Origin of the sequence: Peribacillus sp. B2I2 (assembly GCF_041261685.1) — a bacterium.
GTDB lineage: Bacteria > Bacillota > Bacilli > Bacillales > DSM-1321 > Peribacillus.
Genome location: NZ_JBGCCB010000001.1, coordinates 4,659,159 through 4,678,408 on the forward strand (window position 1 = coordinate 4,659,159; position 19,250 = coordinate 4,678,408).

The following is a 19,250-nucleotide window of genomic DNA, read 5'->3' on the forward strand; positions in this document are numbered from 1 at the left end:
ACATTACTATCGATTTTCAGTTACTGCCCCCTTATATGTCCTAGTCAGGGTTCTTACCATAGACCGCAAAGCACCATGATGTCAATGATTCTCCTAATTCGAATGCTCTTTTTTATGATTTAAATGTAATGGATTATAGTATTTCTATATAACCTTCTGTTCCATTTACTCGAATACGTTGCCCATCTTTTATCAGCTTCGTAGCATTTTCAACACCGACAACGGCAGGTAAGCCATATTCACGTGCGATGACTGCTCCATGGGTCATCAGTCCGCCAACTTCGGTGACTAGGCCTTTTATGGATACAAACAATGGTGTCCAGCTAGGGTCAGTAAAGGAGGTGACTAATATATCTCCATCTTCTAGATCAGCATCTTCCATGTTTAAGATGACACGTGCTCGTCCCTCTATAACTCCGGAAGAAACAGGTAGACCTACAATAGCTTCGGCTGGGAGATTTTCTCGCTTGTACTCACCTACAATTATTTCACCATCAGACGTGATAACACGTGGTGGAGTTAGTTTTTCATACAATTTGTACTCGTCTTTTCGTTTGCTGATGATCTGGTAATCTAGTTTATTTGTGCGTACGACTTCGTGAAGTTCTTCAAAAGTGAGATAGTATATATCTTCTTTTTCATGAATAACGTTGGCTTGTACGAGTTGTTCGGCTTCTTTCAGTAGAGCCTGCTTATAAACGAAGTAGCGATTAACCATGCCGTATTTTGGATATTCCCGATAACCGATGAAATTCCGGATTAGGTCGATCATTCGTTTTGTTTCTTTGGCTTTTTGTTCACCATCCGGTAATTGCTTCAATCGATCTAATAACTCTTGTTCTTTTATCAAAGCTTCCTGTCGCCCTTGCTCAAATTTCCGATTGCTAGCATTAGGCTCAAAGTTTTTGATATTACTAAGAATCACGGGGACAAGTGTAGTTGGTTTTTCGCTCCAACGAGTTTTCGTAATATCGATTTCTCCGGTACATCGCATTCCGTATTTGCTGAGATAATCATAGATAGCGTCTTGGGTTTCCTGTCCACCATCAAACTTAACCAGTTCATCCAAAAAGTTATCATCTTTTACATGTTGTAAATAATCAATTACTTCTGGATAAGGACGAATCACATCTGCGACCTCCAATAGCGCAAGACCCATTTCCGAAGTAATATTGTTTGGTACAGATTGAGAAAGGGTGTCGGCTGCGTTTTTTTCACCTAACCACTCGTTCATATTTTCATTGATCCATGATGAAGCATCTATAGCAGCCATAAACACAGCTGAACTTTGTGGGTCAAATAAAATCTTCTTTAATATCTGGATATCTTCCAGAATAAAATCAAATAAATCCGATCCTAATTTCGTTTGGATGTTTTGTTTTAACTCTTCTATCGATGTTTGACTACTCTTAATCAAATCAGAAACGATTGTCACGTCGTTTTCGATTTGTGCCCTAGAATCCGCAGACGACACACTTTTATTGCTTTTACGGGAACTCTGTTCTTGCTTATCATTTGGTAAAGATTTTATGAAATCTCCTCGCTCTATTATGGTCATAAGTGCGTCTTTCATGAGCAGATCGTGTTGTCCCATGGCATCTAATAACATTTTTCTGCTGTCAGGTGAAGCCAGCATATGTGTGACATCAACAAACAACCTTCCACCAGCTTTACGCATGGGTGCATTAGTCGTTAACAGGAAAAAAGACAATCCCAGTGGTTTCATGGAATCGGTCATCATTTGTTGATGACCGACAGATACATAAACGTGATTTTCTTGATCATTCGCTTCAGGGATCGGGTATAAAGTAGTGATTGGCCGACTCTGGACAATATAAAATGTATCGTCAACCAAACACCATTCGATATCTTGTGGGTAACCAAAATAAGCTTCGATCTGTCTTCCTGTGCGTGCTAGTTGTAAAATTTGTTGTTCAGTAAGTGTTTGAGTCTTTTGCTGATCAGGATCAATCTGTTGTGTCTCTGTTCCGCCTTCTTTTAGTCCATAGATCGCCAATTTTTTGGTCGCTATCATCTTATCGACGATTTCCTCTTCCTGTACTTTATAACAATCGGCAGATACCAAGCCGGAGACAAGGGCCTCTCCTAGTCCAAAGCTAGCATCGATCGATAGTAGCTTTCGATTGGATGTAATCGGATCAGCAGTAAATAAAATTCCTGAAGCCTGTGGGAAAATCATCCGTTGAATGATAACTGATAGGTAAACTTGGCTGTGATCAAATCCGTTTTGGATTCGGTAAATTACTGCGCGATCAGTAAATAGGGAAGCCCAACATTTACTGATATGCTGTAAGATTGCTTCTTTTCCGATGATATTTAAATAGGTATCTTGTTGACCGGCAAAAGAGGCGTGTGGTAAATCTTCAGCAGTCGCACTAGAACGCACTGCATAAGCATATTCATCGCCAAACTGGGAGAGATAGTGAGCAACTGCTTTCACAACATCGGAAGGAATTTCCATTTCCATAATGATTTGTCGAATCTTCCTGCTGATTTCACCAATTTGAACTCGATCCTCTACTTTTAGCAGTGTTAGTTGATCCAACAATGCGTAGAAGGCTTCGTTTTGTTCGAGGGCTTTTTGATAAGCCTCTGTCGTAACACAAAATCCTTCTGGCACTTGTATTCCATGAATCTTCAATAGTTCCCCTAAATTCGACCCTTTTCCTCCGGCGAGCAAAAGTTGCGTTTTATCGATTTCCCGTAACTCTAGTACATATGGTTTCATTTCTTTCCCTCCCATTTATCGCTCAATACCAAGACGAATCATATGACAAAAATTGTTCATCTAATCAACCAATTACCCCTGTCCACTCGTTCTTGCTCCTGGAGAAATTCCATATTCATATCAAACACTCCTTTTAAAAAATAAAAATAGGGGTTGACTGAAAAGGATTTTATGTTGTATACTTATAGTAGGGATAATTTAAACAAAAATACATATTAGGTGTATCTATATAAATTTACCACAGTTTCTCATTTTTATCAATGTATTTACACGGCCATAATTGTTGCAAATTCAAAAGATTTACAAGACAAATGACTCACACTATAAATGATATCCAATCATTTAGTATATTAAAAAGCCCCATTTCTTAGTATTAATATTAAGAAATGGGGCTTTTTTCGTTACCCCATTAAAGCGCCCGATTACTGAGGATTTCAAAGAGTGATTTTGAATGTTGAAAAGCAACTGTTAGCTTAAGTACTATCCTTCAGACAAAATATCTATCCTTGGAATTCAATTTAATTTACCTTTTAAATCCACCTTCTGCATGAATAATCTGACCTGTAATCCAATCTGCTTCATCGCTCACCAAAAATTTAATAGTTTTTGCAACATCTCTCGGTTTTCCTATTCTACCGAAAGGAAACATCGGTTTTAATTTACTTTTTATTTCCTCTGTCATCCACCCAGTATCAGTTGGACCTGGATTTATTGCATTAACCGTTATTCCTAAAGGAGCCAGTTCAGCTGACAATGTAATAGTTAGAGCATCAACTGCTCCTTTTGTTGTTGCATACGCTAATTCGCCAGGCATTGGTCCTTGAGACTGACCTGAAGTAATGTTGACTATTCTTCCACCTGATTTCTTATCGAACCTTTGAGCGAATTTACTACTTAATAGTGTCGTTGCACGAACATTCACCATGTAATGTTTATCTAATTCTTCGGCAGTTAAATTAGAAAAATCGTTGTTAGTAGAGTATGCTGCGTTATTAATCAAGATATCAGGATAACCAAGTTGTTCAGAAACTTTATTTAAAAGTTGTTCAGGTGCATCATATTGAGTTAAATCCAACTCCATACATGATACCTTAACACCTTTTTTTATTAATTCTTCCTTTAATTTCAATGGCTCATCTAATTCAATGCTCCAAGGCATTTTTTTATCATATTCCGTCCAATAAGTAAAAAATATATGATAGCCCGTTTCAGCTAACTCCCTACAAATAGCAGCTCCAATCCCTTTCAGACGGCTTACACCTGTAATAATTGCAATTTTCCCTTTTAATTGGTCCATTATATTATCCCTCCATTATTTAAGTCTGAAATGCTATTTACATAGAAGGAAGGTACACTCTCCATTCTTTCCAAGCTTTAAGATAGCCACTTAAGTCATGCGGGTGAACTCTAATACAAATTCCTATACGTGTGTATAATTGAAAAAGAACTTCATCCAAAAGCCTTTCTTTATTAAAGGGGACATCTTGAGTCAATAATGAGAAAGATGACAATAGTGTCCGTAAATTTAAATTGTCTGGAGAAGAGCAAAATGCATAAGTAAAATCATAAATCTTTGGACCGAATAAAGGTGAAGGATCTATAACCCCATTTAATTTATTGCCCTTATATACAAAATTGTGAACACCAACATCTCCATGTAGGTAATACTTCTCTTCTTGATGTTCGTATGTTTTCAATTTATTAACCAATAACTCTACTTTTTTATGATCCTCTCTTGTTAATAAATCGCCTATATCCTCTTTGGCGAATTCCAAACTACTTAGATTGAAGTCCGCCCATGAATTTCTATGTATTCCATTTACTCTTCCCCAGTTATCTTTGTTTACCTTTTTGTATTTATTTAATAGTTCCTTAATCAAAATAGTCATCCATTCTAATTTAGATCCACGATTAAAATGAGTTTCTCCAGAAATATAAGAGTATATTATAAATCCTTTTTTCTCGTCTGTATAAAGTACATTAGGCAACAAATTTACATCTTTATAAGTAAGGAGAAAATCCGCTGTTGCAGTAATAAGTTTTGGTGTGTCTATTTTTATTACATATTTCGGTATTTCATTATTATTCAGTGTATATAAAATTCCATTGGTAGTACCACTTTTTAATTTTTTTAAGTCTATATCATCATTTTTTAATATGCCTTGGTTTACAAGACTATTAATAATTTCATTTATTTTCTCCATTTACCTAGTCCTCTCGATTAATTTTGACAAGTCTTTATAATATGTAAGTTCGCTCTTCTTAATGAACTAACCTGCCTCTTTTGTTGCATAAAAAAAGGAACTGTTGATCAGCTCCTGGTAATGAACTAAACTCGTTATTTAAAGAAGAAAAATTCATTTTTCAAATCTAACTAACGTTTTTTCGGGAATTTCAATCTGGTCAATATCAAAGTTATTGATTCGGAGGGTTATCTCACCATCTCGCTTTTCAGCTTCTTCTCCTACCCAACAACTATACAGTTCAAAGAAATCACCTTTTTCAAGGTAACTGTCCATAATTTTACACAATTCTATTAACTTCTTTTTCGATTCGGCACACGTTTTTGGGTTCATATTTTCTGAAATCTCAATTCCCCAATGACTTGATACCTCATAAACGCAAGGAGTAGTAAACTGATATTTCTTTACATTTATCAAGTCAAAATCACCGGCAAAGCAACCGCCAATATAAAAAAATTCATCTGAATATTCATCATCATTAATCGGTATTTCTATATTACACCCAATATAGGAAGCCAAACTCATTTCCACTCACTCCTTGTTAATCCTTATAGAACTTACGCACCCGTTAGTTTAAGTGCAATTCTTCACAATCAGTTGTTGGAAAAAGCAATCTCCATCTTGAAGGATCGCAAGATATTTAATAATAATAATCATCAATAACCTTTTGTGCACAAGGTTGCAAAATAGCCGTTTGAGGACGGAACAGGCAGCCGTAGCCTACCGCTATGACTTTTTTATTTTCTTTCAAGTTTTTATTGGTTGTACTTTCTGACTTTCTCATCACCCATTACAAATAAAGTACGTGCATAATGATTCCTGTTCGGCTTGCTGGTACTGCACTCAAACGTAGTCTCCTCTATCCTAGTCGTAGTTTTTTATATACTCGATGAAGTCTTTCCTTGGATGTTTAGCTACATAATCCGGCTCCTGAAAAATAAACATATACTGAATGATACTTGTGACCAGATTAGAAAGGAGAAATCAGCTTTGACAAAATATCGGATCATGTCCTTTGATGGAGGCGGTACCTTAGGTGCTTTAAGTTTACAACTTTTGAACAGACTGGCTCAGCAAAACCCAAAATTAATTAGTCGAACCAATGTTTTTTCGGGAAATTCAATAGGTTCATTCACTGCCATTGCGTTAGCAAGTGGAAGATCGCCGAAGGAGACACTCCAGTTTTTTAAGGATAAAATCCTGCCGGCTTTCAGCGTTTCCCGACCAGGTGGACCTGTTTTTAACCAACAATTGCCATATTCTGGTTTCATTAAAGCGGTACAAATATTTTTCCCATCAGATCTTCTCCTCAAAAACTTAAAAAGACGAATTGTTGTCCCTGCATTTCATTTATTCTCACCGGAGCTGAATCGTTGGACTCCTGTGTTATTCCACAACTTTCCTGGCTCTCCCTATTTAAATGAGAAAGCGAGTGATGTAATACTACGGAGCAGTGGTGCTCCCGCGACGCAACGAGCCTATCAAAACTACGTGGATGGGTATACAGTAACAACTAACCCCAGTACAGCCAGTATCGCGTTTGCAGTGGGGAAAGCCAAACAGCCGTTGGATCAAATTGCAGTATTATCCATTGGAACAGGTGAAGAGCCGACTCAATTAAGAAGAGATACGAAGGGGTGGGGGATGGTAAGTGCAGATAACATACATCCCGAAAATATGAAGAACCTTCCCCCAAATTGGGGAGTTCTTTTGGATCGATCGCCCAATGAACCCTTACTGCCATTTCTTCAGATTGTCGCTAGTGGATCCGGTTACTATGAATCCATGGTCAGTTCTCAGCTTCTAGGAAATCGTTTTTTTCGGTTAAATCCACGGATCCCTAATTTCTCCAAAACGGACCCTTCTGTGGTTCCAGCTGTCATTTCAATTGCTAACAAAACAGATTTACAACCTGCAGTTCAATTTATAGAGAAAAACTGGAATTAATAAAATTATCCCATAAGTCTGATTGAATTTTGGTTTTCATTTCAAGCATTTGGATTTTTTATAAAAAAACAGCCAGAACCTGGCTGTTTTTATTTATTCAGTTCTTCTTCAACTAAACTGCCCCGTTAGTTCCATAATAAAAAGCTGCCTTAAAGACAGCTCCGATCTTCAGCTAACGCACCCGTTAGTAAGTTCAACAAGAAAAAAAGGAGTTACCGAAGAAACTCACTTCAATTTTAATTTAAAGCATCTTACGACCAATAGAAATTCTTTCGCTATTTCTACCTTCTTATTCCTTTTCTTCTTTTTTTGCTGAATGAACCATAACATCAGTTCAATACGTGTACATAATGTAAAAAGTTCAATATTAATCCTGTAAAAGCAAATAATAGTCCAATGTAAAAAGTCCAAGGATTATCCTCTTTTTCAGAATCAAAGGTCCGGTAAGTAATAAAACCCAATAACAAAGATACGATAGGAATAATTATATACTGTGGCCCAAAAATAAAGGATACTAAACCTAATAATAGAGTTAGCATCCCATAAGGATTTTGTCCTTTTATAGTATTTAAATGCTCAATTTCCTCCGGGGTCAGACCCTCGTGTTCGTACTTAGTTATTATTCGTTTAAGCATCCCTTGCACCATCCCTTGAAAAATGATGTTTATAACAAAATTAAGCTTACCATAATTGTTAATTATTAGTTAACTTGATTTGTAAAAAAATTGTAGAAACATCACCGTACCCTCGGACCCTGTAATTCAACTAACGCACCCGTTAGTTTAAGTACAAACCTTCACACTCTTGCTAACCTGTCCCTTTAGCTCCATAAGAAAAAGCCGCCTTAAAGACAGCTCCGATTTAAGCTAATGCACTCGCTAGTTAATTAAGAAACCCTGTATGGAAACAAAGAAAAGAAATAAAGAGACAACAATGCTCATATACCCCCAAAATCTTTTTCTATCCTTTTGAAGTTCGGCTAATCCTGTCACTAACATAGTTGCCCCCAAGAACAACATAGAATACGGCATCAACTCAAAATTTTCAGTAATTAGCTGATAGGCTGATAAAGCAATAACAATTATCGCTAAGGTAACTCTAACTATTTTCAAGAATATATTTCCCCCTAAGAATTAAGTCGGTACAATTTAAAATTTAATCATACCATTTACACATTTTCATTTGTGTAGAAAATGGAAATTCCTTCTTTAACTATCCTGCCCCGTTAGTGCCATAAGAAAAAGGCTGCCTCAGCAACCTTCCTAAAGCACCCTTTAGTTCAATAAAGGCTATTAAATTTTTTCTAAATTTTTAGTGAATCTGATAATCCAATACAATACTATCCACGGAAGTATGAACTTTGTAGCCCATTCAATTACATTAGGAATTAAATATGATGAGTTTATATTAAATAACGGAAGTATTAGCCAAAGTACCAATAAAACTATGATACCAATAATTAAATTTTTCATTTAGATAGCCCCCCTATAATCTCATATTACCATAATAACCCATTATTCTTCTTCAACTAAACTGCCCCGATAGTTCCATAAAGAAAAAGCTGTCTTATGACAGCTCTGATCTTCAGCTAACGCACCCGATAGTTCTATAAGAAAAGTAATTCTTATTAAAGAATCGCGCCCTTTAACAGAACAACTCTATTACCACTCAAAAATTCCCTTGAACCATTTTTAAATTTCAGATGTACTTTATCTTTTGGACATAAAAACACCCCTTTAGAGGATATTATCCAAAGGGGTAAAACGGTGCAACTTTATTATAAACATCGGACTTTATTTCAAAGCCACATCATTTTCCCTTTAATTCAGCTAAATAGTGCCTTACGGCACTTTCAACTAGTTCATAAACACCGGGTTCATGCCCTCAAGGTTGCCTAATTAAATAATGTGTCTAACTTTTTGGGTTCACTTCAAATAATTTCAGGGCTTTTTCATTGAATCAGTATTATGTTAACTAATCCTCCCTAAGTAATCTTTAAAAATGACATTCAATTGTTTTATAGCAGAAATTATTTCTTTATTCAGGTTCCCTATAATATGGATAATGGCAATCGCTTATACAACTATTGTAGTGAAGTTAAAAGGAGAAGTTCGATTTCAGCGAGCCAAAGTAATTGACGAACCATATACTAATCCAGAAGAAATTTCAAATCCAAATAATATAAGGAATTGAGAACATATCCGTATTCGTTTTATGAAATCCACACAAAAAAAGTAGTAGATATACATCTGCTACTTTTTTTGTGTTTCTTATTTTACAATGAAGCTGTTAAGATAGATAAGATATCTGCTTTATTTAACTTTTTAAAGTTGCCAAATCCTCCATGCTCCATTTCACGAGCAGCTATTTCTGCAATTTCGTCTAGTCTCTCTTCTCCGATATCATAATCAGATAAGCGAGACGGTGCACCAAGGCTTGACCAGAAAGTACGTAGCTTATCGATTCCTTCTAAAGCAATTTCTTTGTCGCTATTGCCTGCTGTTTCAATATCAAACATGCTCAGCATTAGACGCTTCATACGAATTACGTCTTGATCGAGAACGTGTCTCATCCAATTTGGGAATAAAATTGCTAACCCACCCGCATGAGGAATATCATATACTGCTGATACAGCATGCTCAATTGTATGGGAAGCCCAATCGCCAAAGTAACCCATTTGAAGTGTTCCGTTTAATGCGATTGTTCCTGAATATAAGATCGTTTCACGATGTTCGTAACTTTGCAAATCCTCTAGTAATTTCGGCGCTGTTTCAATCACCGTTTGTAATACTGAATAACACATACGGTCTTGTAGAGGTGTGTTTTTCACGTTATGGAAGTATTGTTCAAATACGTGACTCATCATGTCTACCATGCCGTAAATTGTTTGATCTCTAGGAACAGACATCGTATTTACAGGGTCTAAAATAGAAAATGAAGGGTGTGTTACAGAGCTCCCCCAAACATATTTTTCATTTGTTTCCCAATTAGTAATAACAGAATCAGGATTCATTTCAGAACCCGTTGCTGCTAATGTTAATACTGTTCCGAACGGTAGTGCTTTTGTAGCTGTTACTTTTTTGTTGATGATATCCCAAACATCTCCCTCATACTGAGCTCCAGCAGCAATTGCTTTTGTACAATCAATAACACTTCCTCCGCCAACAGCTAACAAGAAATCAATTTTTTCATTTCGACAGATATCAATACCTTTTCTTACCGTAGATAATCTAGGATTCGGTTCTACTCCAGCTAACTCTTGCACGTTTACTTTTAAATCTTTTAATAACGTAAGAACTTGATTATATAACCCGTTTCGTTTAATACTTCCTCCACCGTAAACGAGCAAAATATTCTTTCCGTATTTAGGGATTTCTTCTAATAACGCTTGAAGCTGATCTTTTCCGAAGATTAATTTTGTGGGATTATGATAAGTGAAGTTCTCCATAATATCTGTATGCCTCCTAGTTGAATTTTAATTAAGTTGTCGCGATACGCAAACAAGAGTGTAAGTATAATAGTAAAATAAAATAAAAACAAGAGAAAAGTACTCAACTCGCGTACTTCACTTTATTGATTGATTATAAAAATTAGAGAAAAGAAATAAAGAACTCTGACGTATTTTATTACAAGATCTTAAACCAATAAAAATATCAATCAGCAGTAAAATGGAAGAAGTATATCCTGTAGGCGAGTTTCCGGTTCATATTGCAGCAGTAGATTTTAACGGAGATGGCTTTGTTGATCTAGCAGTTGTTAGATAGTCGGTTCATTTTTAACGAGTTTCTTCCCCTTTTCTTTCATAGCCTGAAGTTGTCGTCCCTCATTTTGATTATTGCTGCTGACCCTAATGTATCCAAATTAACGAATATCTATTTCTTACCATTTTTCCATTTCCTTCCTTTGGTTTGTCTCAATAATATATGGATATGTGTAGTACGGTTTGTGTCTTATGCGACATAAATGACATGTTCGCCTTATGCAACTAACCTGCCCCGATAGTTCCATAAGGAAAAAACTTCCTTAAAGACAGTTCCGATCTTAAGCTACGCACCCGTTAGCTTAATAAGAAAAAAACACCTTAGTTGGCATTTTTCGGCACAGTAAATATGCTGGTTTATGAACTTTCAATGGAGATTTTCTTCATTAATCGTTTTAATTTATCTTCTGTAGCAGTTCCCTCTACTGGTGTATAGATACTACACCTTAAGTCCATGTCCCCCTGGACTTGGAGAGAAGTTAAATTAAACAGCATCTTTCCGGCTTTAGCATGTCTAAATTCAATCATCATTTCTGGAGCTTTACTCACTTGACTTTCTTGCCATAAAGATTGAAATTCCGGGTGAGAATCGCTCATTTCTTTAATAAATAGGTTATACCATTCATCCCCTAAGTAGTGACCATAATAGGCACGGAAAATGGAAAGAAACCCCTTAACGAAATGCTCCCAATTCACAGCTAATGCTTTTAATTCTTTTCTTGTAAATACTAGGTTGATCAAATTTCGTTGATCATCTGGAAGTTGTTCAAAATCTAAAAATACATGTGCTGCAGCATCGTTCCAGCCTACAATATGACAATGTCGATCTGTAATGATAGTAGGACAGTACATCAACTCGGCTAAAATTCTTTCCAAAGAAGGACTGAGTTTTGGCTGATCCTTCTTTCGATCAATAATGGGTGATTTCACTTCTAAAGCTAAATCATATAGATACTCTCGTTCATCATTATTTAATTGTAGAGCTGTAGATATACAATCCAATACACTTGTAGAGACCTTTATATCCCGGCCTTGCTCCAGCCACGTATACCAAGTAGTGCTAACTCCCGCCAAATGTGCAACTTCTTCTCTTCGTAAGCCAGGTGTTCTTCTCCGTGTACCAGCAGGTATACCGATAGATTCAGGCTTTATTTGGGATCGCTTCGTTTTTAAAAATGAAGACAAAGCGTCAAGTCTGTTTTTATCATCCATTTCTAAAACCTCCATCATAACATTTAACCTAGTAGTTATTATACCAGGATAAACACTCACTTGTAATAGGATAACCCCGAAGTATAATACAAGTATACTATTCATTTGGAGTGATGAAAAATGGAAAGAGTCGTTATTACCGGAATGGGAGTAGTCTCTCCTATTGGAAACAACGTAGAAAAATTTTGGAGAAATCTGACTGAAGGGAAGTCGGGAATTTCCTCTATTGATACATTTGACGTAAGCAATCATAAAGCAAAAATTGCAGGAATCGTTCGTGATTTCAATGCAGATGATACTTTAGGAAAAAATGAGGCCCGACGTCTAGACCGCTTTTCTCAATTTGCTTTGGCAGCCGCTGAACAAGCTTGGACTGATTCCCATTTAAATATGGATGATATCAATCTAGAAAGACTTGGCGTATATGTTGGTTCGGGGATAGGAGGAATCGAAACATTCATTGAGAATGTGGATACTCTGCGGACGAAAGGTCCTAGACGAGTTAGTCCAACCTTGGTGCCAGCCATGATTTCAAATGCAGCTGCAGCTCAAATTAGTATAAGATGGAACGCAATGGGACCTACTATGTCACCTGTTTCCGCTTGTGCGATTGGAAATACCGCTATAGGTGAAGCATTCAGACTTATTCGCTATGGGGAAGCAGATGCCGTTTTTGCAGGAGGAGCAGAGGCAGCTATAACAGATTTATCTTTGGCTAGTTTTGGTAATGCTACAGCATTATCAACGAGAAACGATAATCCAACTAAAGCCAGTCGTCCTTTTGATGTAAATCGAGATGGATTTGTCATGTCAGAAGGAGCAGGAATTTTAATTTTGGAATCTTTGTCTCACGCTTTACGTAGAAATGCAAAAATTCATGCTGAGGTCATAGGGTATGGCGCCAGTTCTGATGCCTATCATATGGTAGCTACACACCCAGAAGGTAAAGGAGCCTATCTTGCAATGAAAATGGCATTGAAAAATGCAAAAATTTCTCCTGAAGAGATTGATGTTATTAGCGCCCATGCAACAAGTACAGAAGTGGGCGATCGATCTGAGACACTGGCCATTAAAAAACTATTTGAATCAAAAGCTTATCAAATCCCAATAACAGCTAATAAATCCATGCTTGGTCACATGTTAGGAGCAGCTGGAGGCGTGGAAGCAATTGCTTTGGCAAAAAGTTTAAAGGAAGGAATTATTCCTCCAACCATCAACTTAGAAAAGCCTGATTCATTATGTGATTTAGATTATGTACCAGGTGTTGCTCGTAAAGTGAAAATAAGTACTGGTCTATCCAATTCATTTGGTTTTGGAGGTCATAATGCAGCTATCGTTTTAAAAAAATACGAGTGAATTAACTTTCGCTCGTATTTTTTAAATTAAAATAAAAGATCTTCCAGAGTACCTTTAGTTAGTTACCATAATGAGTCTTATAAAATTAAATACGAAAAAGCCCCTTTTTCTTCTCTTAAGGGCTTTTTTCTTGTTCATAAAAGTGTACTTTTACGAATGGCAGCAACAATGCTATACCGTCCATTTCGGAATTTTATATGTTAAGAGAATCCAACCTGAAAAGTAGTCGATCTCCTCGACGTTAAGGAATCACACTTTTTTTACTTCCTCTTATAGAACTAACGCACCCGTTAGTTCTATAAGACTTATCGCAGAGTTGACACAAACTGTGCGATACGTCTCTTAAAACGGAGGATTGGAAAAATCCAACACTTTTGTATTAAAGATTATGGACCTTGTGTAAGTATAGCGACGATGTTATATAAGATTGGGAACAGAAATAAAATGATGTTAAAAATTATTCCAACTAACGAAAGTTTATCGCGATTCATTTTATAGCCTACGAATCCCAATATAGCTCCTATTGGACACAGTATAAACGGAAATACGAGTGGCATTCCTTGAATTTTCAAAGATACGATATCAAATAAAAAGTTAATGATCAATAATGTTAAAACAGACGGGATTAGAATGGATATAAGTCCTGGTATTTTTTGCACAACAATTGCCCCTTAATGATAATTTAACACTACCTAATTTTAACAAAAATAAGTGTGTTTGTGTAAATATCGAACTACGCAGTACGAATACACTACGCTTATGGAACTAACCTGCCCCGATAGTTCCATAAGAAACTCCTATGGCGGCGCTCCTCGCCGCCACCATCTACTACGAAAATCTACACTCAAAATTAGAGTCTAACCCATTAACCCCTTGACGATAATGGATGATAACAATACAACCAGGCTGAGCTTTTTTTGGTGGATCTTAAGGAAGATACCCTGTATAAGAAACTGGTTGTGACAGTATGGAAGAACCATTTAGTGTACTGCTAGTACGTATACAAAATTTTTTGTAACAAATCTCCTGTCATATGTATTGTTAATCTTTTTTTGAGGTGATTCTCCTATGGAAGCAATGATTGAACGGTGTGCTGGCCTAGATGTACACCAAGAAACAGTAGTAGCCTGTGTATTATTTGGTCCATTAGATAAAAAGCCAAAAATCTCTATTGAAACGTTTTCGACTACAACAACATGACTCTTGGCTTTAAGTGATTGGTTAACTACCCTTCAGGTATCCGATGTTGTGATGGAAAGTACCGGAGTCTACTGGAAACCAATATGGAATATACTCGAAGGATCTTTTCACCTTGTTCTGGCCAATGCCAGGCATGTCAAAAATGTTCCAGGGCGTAAAACTGATGTAAAAGATGCCGAATGGCTTGCCAAGCTTCTAAGATGCGGACTTATTGAAAGTAATTTTGTCCCACCAGAGGATATTCGTGATTTACGAGATCTTACTCGTTATCGAAAAAAATTGATTCATCATCGCACATCAGAGCAGAATCGCATTCACAAAATTCTTCAAGATGCTAATATCAAGCTAACATCCGTTCTATCAGACATTTTTGGTGTATCGGGACGCCGTATACTTGAAGCCATTCTAAACGGTGAAAAAATAGAGACCGATGGTCTTCGAAAAATGGTGGATTGGCGAACAAAAGCAAGTATTACTGACATTGCCCATGCAATTAATGGCCGTATTCGCCGTCATCATCGTGATATGTTGCGTTACCATTGGGAGCATATGGGTTATTTAGAAAAAGCCATAGAAGAATTGGAAAAACAAATTGATCAACTCCTGTCCCCATATCATAAGGAAGTAGAATTATTGGATGGTATACCTGGTGTGAACAAAGCTGCCGCAGCCACTTTTATTGCAGAGATGGGCATTGATATGTCCGTATTTAAGTCGGCTAAACATCTTGCCTCTTGGGCTGGTGTAAGTCCCGGAAATTACGAAAGTGCTGGTAAAAAAAAAACGAGTAAAACCACACAAGGTAACAAAGCTTTGAAAACGATGGTCGTAGAGTGTGTATTAGCGACTTCAAGGCAAAATAATCGAATTGCTTCACATCGAAAAAGAATTACCAAACGACAGGGAAAAATGAAGGGACGAATCGCTTCTGCCCATTTACTAGTAACGATTGCTTACAACATCTTAAAAACAGGAGAACCTTATCATGAACTAGGCTCAAATTACCTTGAAGAAAAACAAAACAACAAAGAATTAAAAATGATCGAATACCTAAAAAAGAAAGACTATACAATAGCTCCATCTGAACAACAAACTGCATAACCAGTTAAAATAACGACATAGTACATTTACCCCCATCAAAAAAATAATGAGAATATGGAGGGTTTATTTTAGCATGGCTTTTTTACTAATGTATTTTCATACAAAAAAGCTGCCTTAAAGACAGCTCCACTCTTCAGCTAGCGCACCTGTTAGTTTAAGTACAAACCTTCACAATCTTGCTAACCTGTATTTTAATCGCCAATTGCTACTATTAACTTGTTTTTCAGTAATGCTTCTTTGCAAAGTTCGATTAATTTTTCAGCAAATTGTTTTATTTTTTGCCCGTATAAATTATCTGTTTTGTATTTAATAACTATACCCTCGCAAATGTTTACTAACTGATTTATTTCTTGCGTTGAAAATATTTTATCACCATATTGGTCTAACCCTATAAGCAAATCGAAAGGTCCCTTTTCCCTATATCTTTTACCGTATTCTTCCTTAATCTGAAGATAACCCTGCAACTCTTCATTAAATTTAACGGATTCTTCTAAGTATTGTGTTTCTTTTATTGTATTTCCAATAAAGAAATCAAGTCCAACATCATTATCCATTCATTGTCCGCCCTTTTCATATTTTAATGTTTTTCATATTATATCAGTCTTTGTTGAACTAACCTGCCCCGTTAGTGCCATAAGAAAAAGCTGCCTTAAAGACAGCTCCGATCTTCAGCACCCGTTAGTTTAAGTATATTTGTTCACAAACTCCCCATATTACACTATTTATTAATAACAATTGATAATTTATAATTTGCATGCTCGTTTAAGTCTTCCAAAAATTGATTTAAAAGTTCATTTGATGGAAATTTGCATTCGAGCAGATAACAGCCATCTCCACTGATTTTATAGTTATTTATGATGTATTGTTCTTGTGTTTTTATGAACGACAGATAAGGTTGGTGATAAGTGCTTTGTGTAATGATAGTAATAAAAGCATGGATAAAACAACCTAATTTAAGTTGATTAACTTTAATGGCATATCCCTCAATCACTCCATTATCTTCCAATTTAGCAACTCTAGATGCAGCTGCTTGACCAGTCAAATGGACTTTCTCCCCCAATTCTTTCATCGTGATTCGACTGTTTTTGGATAGTTCATGTAAGATACCCATATCCGTATTATCTAACATTTATTCAAATCCTTTCAATTATCAAGTCAAAGGGCCAAAAGACTTGATTTTATCTATGTATTTGCTAATTGTCCATAGTATAAACTATACGTAGATTAAAGAATAGGAGCGATAAAGATGAATATTAAACAAATTCGAAATGCCACACTTGTTGTCGAATATGCAGGCAAAAAGTTTTTAATAGATCCGATGTTAGCTGAGAAAGGTACGTACCCACCGTTCCCAAATTCATTAAGACAAGATCAATTTAATCCTTTAGTTAGTTTACCAACATCGATTGAAAATATTATTCATGATATAGATGCTGTCATTGTCACTCACCTACATCTAGACCACTTTGATGATGTGGCCAAAGAGGTATTGCCAAAAGATATCAAAATGTTTGTTCAAAATGAGGAAGATGCTACAGAAGTTAGAAACGCCGGTTTCCAAAATGTAGATGTTTTACAAGAAGATACAGTCTTTGAGGGTATCCAATTAATCAAAACAAAAGGCGAGCACGGAAGAGGAGAAATATTAAAACTTGCTGGTTTAGTATGTGGCGTTGTCTTCAAACACTCAAATGAAAAAACGTTATATGTAGCTGGAGATACAGTATGGTATGACGCAGTCCAAGAAGTGATTGATACAAATAAACCAGAAATCATTGCTGTAAATGGTGGAAATAATCAATTCTTTGAAGGCGGTTCTCTCATCATGGGGAAAGAGGATATATATGAAGTGTACAAGTCTGCCCCTAACGCTCAGATTATTGTGAGCCACATGGAAGCCGTCAATCACTGGACACTATCAAAAAAAGAATTAAAAAGCTTTCTTGATGAAAAGGGAATCTCTTCTACTGTTTTAATCCCAGATGATGGCGAATCATACTCATTATAGGTTGAAAAATGAACAAAAATATCATGAAGGGAGGAGATGAAAATGCAAACAAAATCTAAAGTGTGGACGAAAGATTTTATCATTCTTTCTTTAGTTAATTTTTTCTTAACATTAATATTCTTTTTATTAAATGCAACAATCACCCTTTATGCTTTAAATGAATTCAATGCATCTACAATCCAAGCTGGTCTTGTAGCCGGTATTTTCATTATCGGGGCATTAATCGGTCGTTTGTTTACCGGGCCGTTCATGTATACAATTGGGCCAAAACGAATATTAATGATCGGGTTAATCTTTTTTACATTAACTACATTGTTATACTTTATAGATTACGGGATTTCCTTTCTCATAATGAGCCGGTTCGTAAACGGTATTACAGTGGGTATAGCGACTACCGTAATTGGGACGATTGTCGCCCTCACAATACCGGAATCACGGAGAGGGGAAGGAATTGGCTACTTTGCTGTAAGTACAGCACTGGCTACTGGACTCGGTCCATTCATTGGCCTTTACATGAGTCAGCATAAAAGCTTCGACATGATTTTTAGTTTCAGCCTTGTTTTAGGGATTATTAGCTTAGTAACCGGATTCTTCGTTAATATCCCTTTATCGAAAACAACGAAAATGAAACACGAAAATGTAGGATTTAAGCTTTCCGGCTTCATTGAGCCAAAAGCACTTCCCATTGGTATCATTATCCTTACGATGGCCTTCTGTTTCTCCGGTGTTCTTTCTTATTTAAATTTATATGCTATCAAGTTAGATTTAGTGGATACGGCAAGCTTTTTCTTTATTGTACATACAGCCTCTGTCTTGGTATCGCGACCATTCACCGGCCGGTTGATGGACAGAAAAGGAGCAAACTTTATTATGTATCCGGCCTTTATCCTTTTTGGAGTCGGAATGCTGCTCCTCAGTTCAGCAAGCAACAGTGTAACCTTCTTATTAGCAGGTGCTTTGATTGGTTTTGGCTTTGGTAACATTTTGTCAGTGGGTCAGACAATAGCAGTTAATTTTGCTGCACCTCACCGCATGGGCCTCGCCACAGCCACTTTCTTTATATCTTTTGACATAGGTAATGGATTTGGCCCTTCTCTTCTTGGATTGGTCATTCCAACAACCGGTTATAATGCCCTGTATGCGATTTTGGGTATCGTCGTCTTTGCAACGTCTACCCTCTACTACTTCCTATACGGCAAAAAAGAACGTGCAGATCGGTTACGTATGGCTGAATCAAGTTGATAAATGTTTGGCAAAGGACATCCTACAGCAATCTGGATGTCCTTTTAACTTAACTTAACTTTATATTTTAAGGAGGATTATATGCTTTCAAATTATCGAAAAATAAATAAGGAATTAAACGACGTTTTGAAATCGCACAGCAGTTTGCGATTTCAAAACGTGCTGTGAGCCAAGTATTATCAAAACTTGAAGTACAACATTTTATTAAACGAGAGAGCAATCCAAATAATCACCGTGAATTTTTCATCGTGTTAGCTGAAGAGGGATTGGCTTATCAAGCATTAATCGAGGAATTTGTCGAGAAACATTATACAGATATCGACCTAGAAAGTCTGAGAAATGTACTACAAACTATGAAGAAAGTGAATGCATCTATTTCAAAGTTCTTAAAATAGGATAGCGATCTGTATTGATGTCATTTGAGGAAATAAT

General features: G+C 36.4%; 20 protein-coding genes. 9 read left to right on the forward strand and 11 right to left on the reverse strand.

Features of this window, described 5'->3' with window-relative positions:
- Positions 1-133: 133 nt before the first annotated feature.
- The 5 genes from ppsA to ABIE66_RS23180 all read right to left on the reverse strand — a co-directional run bounded on the left by ppsA (position 134) and on the right by ABIE66_RS23180 (position 5,776).
- On the reverse strand, positions 134-2,749 hold the full coding sequence (gene ppsA / locus ABIE66_RS23160; RefSeq protein WP_370016452.1) for a phosphoenolpyruvate synthase: 2,616 nt from the start codon (positions 2,747-2,749) through the stop codon (positions 134-136).
- 523 nt (positions 2,750-3,272) lie between these two features.
- Entirely contained in the window at positions 3,273-4,046 is a 774-nt protein-coding gene (locus tag ABIE66_RS23165) for an SDR family oxidoreductase (RefSeq protein ID WP_370016453.1), read from the reverse strand.
- Positions 4,047-4,083: 37 nt separating this feature from the next.
- Positions 4,084-4,953, reverse strand: coding sequence for a hypothetical protein (locus ABIE66_RS23170; RefSeq protein ID WP_370016454.1), 870 nt, complete (start codon positions 4,951-4,953; stop codon positions 4,084-4,086).
- 153 nt (positions 4,954-5,106) lie between these two features.
- Positions 5,107-5,517: a hypothetical protein gene (locus tag ABIE66_RS23175; protein ID WP_370016455.1), complete on the reverse strand. Its 411-nt coding sequence runs from the start codon at positions 5,515-5,517 to the stop codon at positions 5,107-5,109.
- Positions 5,518-5,632: 115 nt separating this feature from the next.
- Positions 5,633-5,776 carry a hypothetical protein gene (locus tag ABIE66_RS23180; RefSeq protein WP_370016456.1) on the reverse strand — a complete coding sequence of 48 codons (144 nt, stop codon included), beginning with the start codon at positions 5,774-5,776 and terminating at the stop codon, positions 5,633-5,635.
- A 206-nt stretch (positions 5,777-5,982) separates the two neighbouring features.
- Here ABIE66_RS23180 and ABIE66_RS23185 point away from each other — a divergent pair, with 206 nt between their 5' ends.
- The gene (locus ABIE66_RS23185; RefSeq protein WP_370016457.1) at positions 5,983-6,939 is read left to right on the forward strand and encodes a patatin-like phospholipase family protein; all 957 of its coding nucleotides are present in this window, start codon (positions 5,983-5,985) and stop codon (positions 6,937-6,939) included.
- An 878-nt stretch (positions 6,940-7,817) separates the two neighbouring features.
- Here the strand turns inward: ABIE66_RS23185 and ABIE66_RS23190 are convergent.
- Positions 7,818-8,051 carry a DUF3953 domain-containing protein gene (locus ABIE66_RS23190; RefSeq protein WP_342605172.1) on the reverse strand — a complete coding sequence of 78 codons (234 nt, stop codon included), beginning with the start codon at positions 8,049-8,051 and terminating at the stop codon, positions 7,818-7,820.
- 952 nt (positions 8,052-9,003) lie between these two features.
- On the opposite strand from ABIE66_RS23190, the gene ABIE66_RS23195 reads away from it, so the two are divergent.
- Positions 9,004-9,132: a hypothetical protein gene (locus ABIE66_RS23195; RefSeq protein ID WP_370016458.1), complete on the forward strand. Its 129-nt coding sequence runs from the start codon at positions 9,004-9,006 to the stop codon at positions 9,130-9,132.
- Positions 9,133-9,214: 82 nt separating this feature from the next.
- Here ABIE66_RS23195 and ABIE66_RS23200 read toward each other — a convergent pair whose 3' ends face one another.
- Positions 9,215-10,387: an iron-containing alcohol dehydrogenase gene (locus ABIE66_RS23200; protein WP_370016459.1), complete on the reverse strand. Its 1,173-nt coding sequence runs from the start codon at positions 10,385-10,387 to the stop codon at positions 9,215-9,217.
- A 220-nt stretch (positions 10,388-10,607) separates the two neighbouring features.
- Between ABIE66_RS23200 and ABIE66_RS23205 the strand changes: the two genes are divergently transcribed.
- Positions 10,608-10,703 carry an FG-GAP repeat protein gene (locus ABIE66_RS23205; RefSeq protein WP_370016460.1) on the forward strand — a complete coding sequence of 32 codons (96 nt, stop codon included), beginning with the start codon at positions 10,608-10,610 and terminating at the stop codon, positions 10,701-10,703.
- Positions 10,704-11,056: 353 nt separating this feature from the next.
- Here ABIE66_RS23205 and ABIE66_RS23210 read toward each other — a convergent pair whose 3' ends face one another.
- Positions 11,057-11,911, reverse strand: coding sequence for a helix-turn-helix transcriptional regulator (locus ABIE66_RS23210; RefSeq protein WP_289326587.1), 855 nt, complete (start codon positions 11,909-11,911; stop codon positions 11,057-11,059).
- Positions 11,912-12,031: 120 nt separating this feature from the next.
- Here ABIE66_RS23210 and fabF point away from each other — a divergent pair, with 120 nt between their 5' ends.
- A complete protein-coding gene (fabF, locus tag ABIE66_RS23215) occupies positions 12,032-13,267 on the forward strand; it encodes a beta-ketoacyl-ACP synthase II (RefSeq protein ID WP_289326588.1) in 1,236 nt (411 codons plus the stop codon).
- A gap of 386 nt (positions 13,268-13,653) precedes the next feature.
- On the opposite strand, the gene ABIE66_RS23220 is transcribed toward fabF, so the two are convergent.
- Positions 13,654-13,926 carry a hypothetical protein gene (locus ABIE66_RS23220; protein WP_370016461.1) on the reverse strand — a complete coding sequence of 91 codons (273 nt, stop codon included), beginning with the start codon at positions 13,924-13,926 and terminating at the stop codon, positions 13,654-13,656.
- Between the two features lie 409 nt (positions 13,927-14,335).
- On the opposite strand from ABIE66_RS23220, the gene ABIE66_RS23225 reads away from it, so the two are divergent.
- Positions 14,336-14,467, forward strand: a complete 132-nt coding sequence (locus ABIE66_RS23225; protein WP_370016462.1) for a hypothetical protein — start codon at positions 14,336-14,338, stop codon at positions 14,465-14,467.
- Between the two features lie 3 nt (positions 14,468-14,470).
- Entirely contained in the window at positions 14,471-15,568 is a 1,098-nt protein-coding gene (locus ABIE66_RS23230; RefSeq protein WP_370016463.1) for an IS110 family RNA-guided transposase, read from the forward strand.
- A gap of 191 nt (positions 15,569-15,759) precedes the next feature.
- On the opposite strand, the gene ABIE66_RS23235 is transcribed toward ABIE66_RS23230, so the two are convergent.
- Positions 15,760-16,122: a hypothetical protein gene (locus ABIE66_RS23235; RefSeq protein WP_230162524.1), complete on the reverse strand. Its 363-nt coding sequence runs from the start codon at positions 16,120-16,122 to the stop codon at positions 15,760-15,762.
- Between the two features lie 164 nt (positions 16,123-16,286).
- Entirely contained in the window at positions 16,287-16,697 is a 411-nt protein-coding gene (locus tag ABIE66_RS23240; RefSeq protein WP_370016464.1) for an Lrp/AsnC family transcriptional regulator, read from the reverse strand.
- Between the two features lie 117 nt (positions 16,698-16,814).
- On the opposite strand from ABIE66_RS23240, the gene ABIE66_RS23245 reads away from it, so the two are divergent.
- From ABIE66_RS23245 to ABIE66_RS23255, 3 genes are all read left to right on the forward strand, one after another.
- A complete protein-coding gene (locus tag ABIE66_RS23245) occupies positions 16,815-17,576 on the forward strand; it encodes an MBL fold metallo-hydrolase (protein WP_370016465.1) in 762 nt (253 codons plus the stop codon).
- A gap of 36 nt (positions 17,577-17,612) precedes the next feature.
- Complete coding sequence (locus tag ABIE66_RS23250; protein WP_370016466.1) at positions 17,613-18,818, forward strand: MFS transporter; 1,206 nt, start codon at positions 17,613-17,615, stop codon at positions 18,816-18,818.
- A gap of 164 nt (positions 18,819-18,982) precedes the next feature.
- Positions 18,983-19,213, forward strand: a complete 231-nt coding sequence (locus ABIE66_RS23255; RefSeq protein ID WP_370016467.1) for a hypothetical protein — start codon at positions 18,983-18,985, stop codon at positions 19,211-19,213.
- The last annotated feature ends 37 nt before the right edge of the window (positions 19,214-19,250 follow it).

Bases quoted from the DNA above. Each gene is read 5' to 3' on its own strand.
- ABIE66_RS23165 (WP_370016453.1), bottom strand. From the start codon at position 4,046: ATGGACCAATTAAAAGGGAAAATTGCAATTATTACAGGTGTAAGCCGT.
- ABIE66_RS23205 (WP_370016460.1), top strand. From the start codon at position 10,608: ATGGAAGAAGTATATCCTGTAGGCGAGTTTCCGGTTCATATTGCAGCA.
- ABIE66_RS23245 (WP_370016465.1), top strand. From the start codon at position 16,815: ATGAATATTAAACAAATTCGAAATGCCACACTTGTTGTCGAATATGCA.
- ABIE66_RS23175 (WP_370016455.1), bottom strand. From the start codon at position 5,517: ATGAGTTTGGCTTCCTATATTGGGTGTAATATAGAAATACCGATTAAT.
- ABIE66_RS23170 (WP_370016454.1), bottom strand. From the start codon at position 4,953: ATGGAGAAAATAAATGAAATTATTAATAGTCTTGTAAACCAAGGCATA.
- ABIE66_RS23195 (WP_370016458.1), top strand. From the start codon at position 9,004: ATGGCAATCGCTTATACAACTATTGTAGTGAAGTTAAAAGGAGAAGTT.
- ABIE66_RS23235 (WP_230162524.1), bottom strand. From the start codon at position 16,122: ATGGATAATGATGTTGGACTTGATTTCTTTATTGGAAATACAATAAAA.
- ABIE66_RS23250 (WP_370016466.1), top strand. From the start codon at position 17,613: ATGAAAATGCAAACAAAATCTAAAGTGTGGACGAAAGATTTTATCATT.
- ABIE66_RS23225 (WP_370016462.1), top strand. From the start codon at position 14,336: ATGGAAGCAATGATTGAACGGTGTGCTGGCCTAGATGTACACCAAGAA.
- ABIE66_RS23240 (WP_370016464.1), bottom strand. From the start codon at position 16,697: ATGTTAGATAATACGGATATGGGTATCTTACATGAACTATCCAAAAAC.
- ABIE66_RS23180 (WP_370016456.1), bottom strand. From the start codon at position 5,776: ATGAGAAAGTCAGAAAGTACAACCAATAAAAACTTGAAAGAAAATAAA.
- ppsA (WP_370016452.1), bottom strand. From the start codon at position 2,749: ATGAAACCATATGTACTAGAGTTACGGGAAATCGATAAAACGCAACTT.
- ABIE66_RS23210 (WP_289326587.1), bottom strand. From the start codon at position 11,911: ATGGATGATAAAAACAGACTTGACGCTTTGTCTTCATTTTTAAAAACG.
- ABIE66_RS23200 (WP_370016459.1), bottom strand. From the start codon at position 10,387: ATGGAGAACTTCACTTATCATAATCCCACAAAATTAATCTTCGGAAAA.
- fabF (WP_289326588.1), top strand. From the start codon at position 12,032: ATGGAAAGAGTCGTTATTACCGGAATGGGAGTAGTCTCTCCTATTGGA.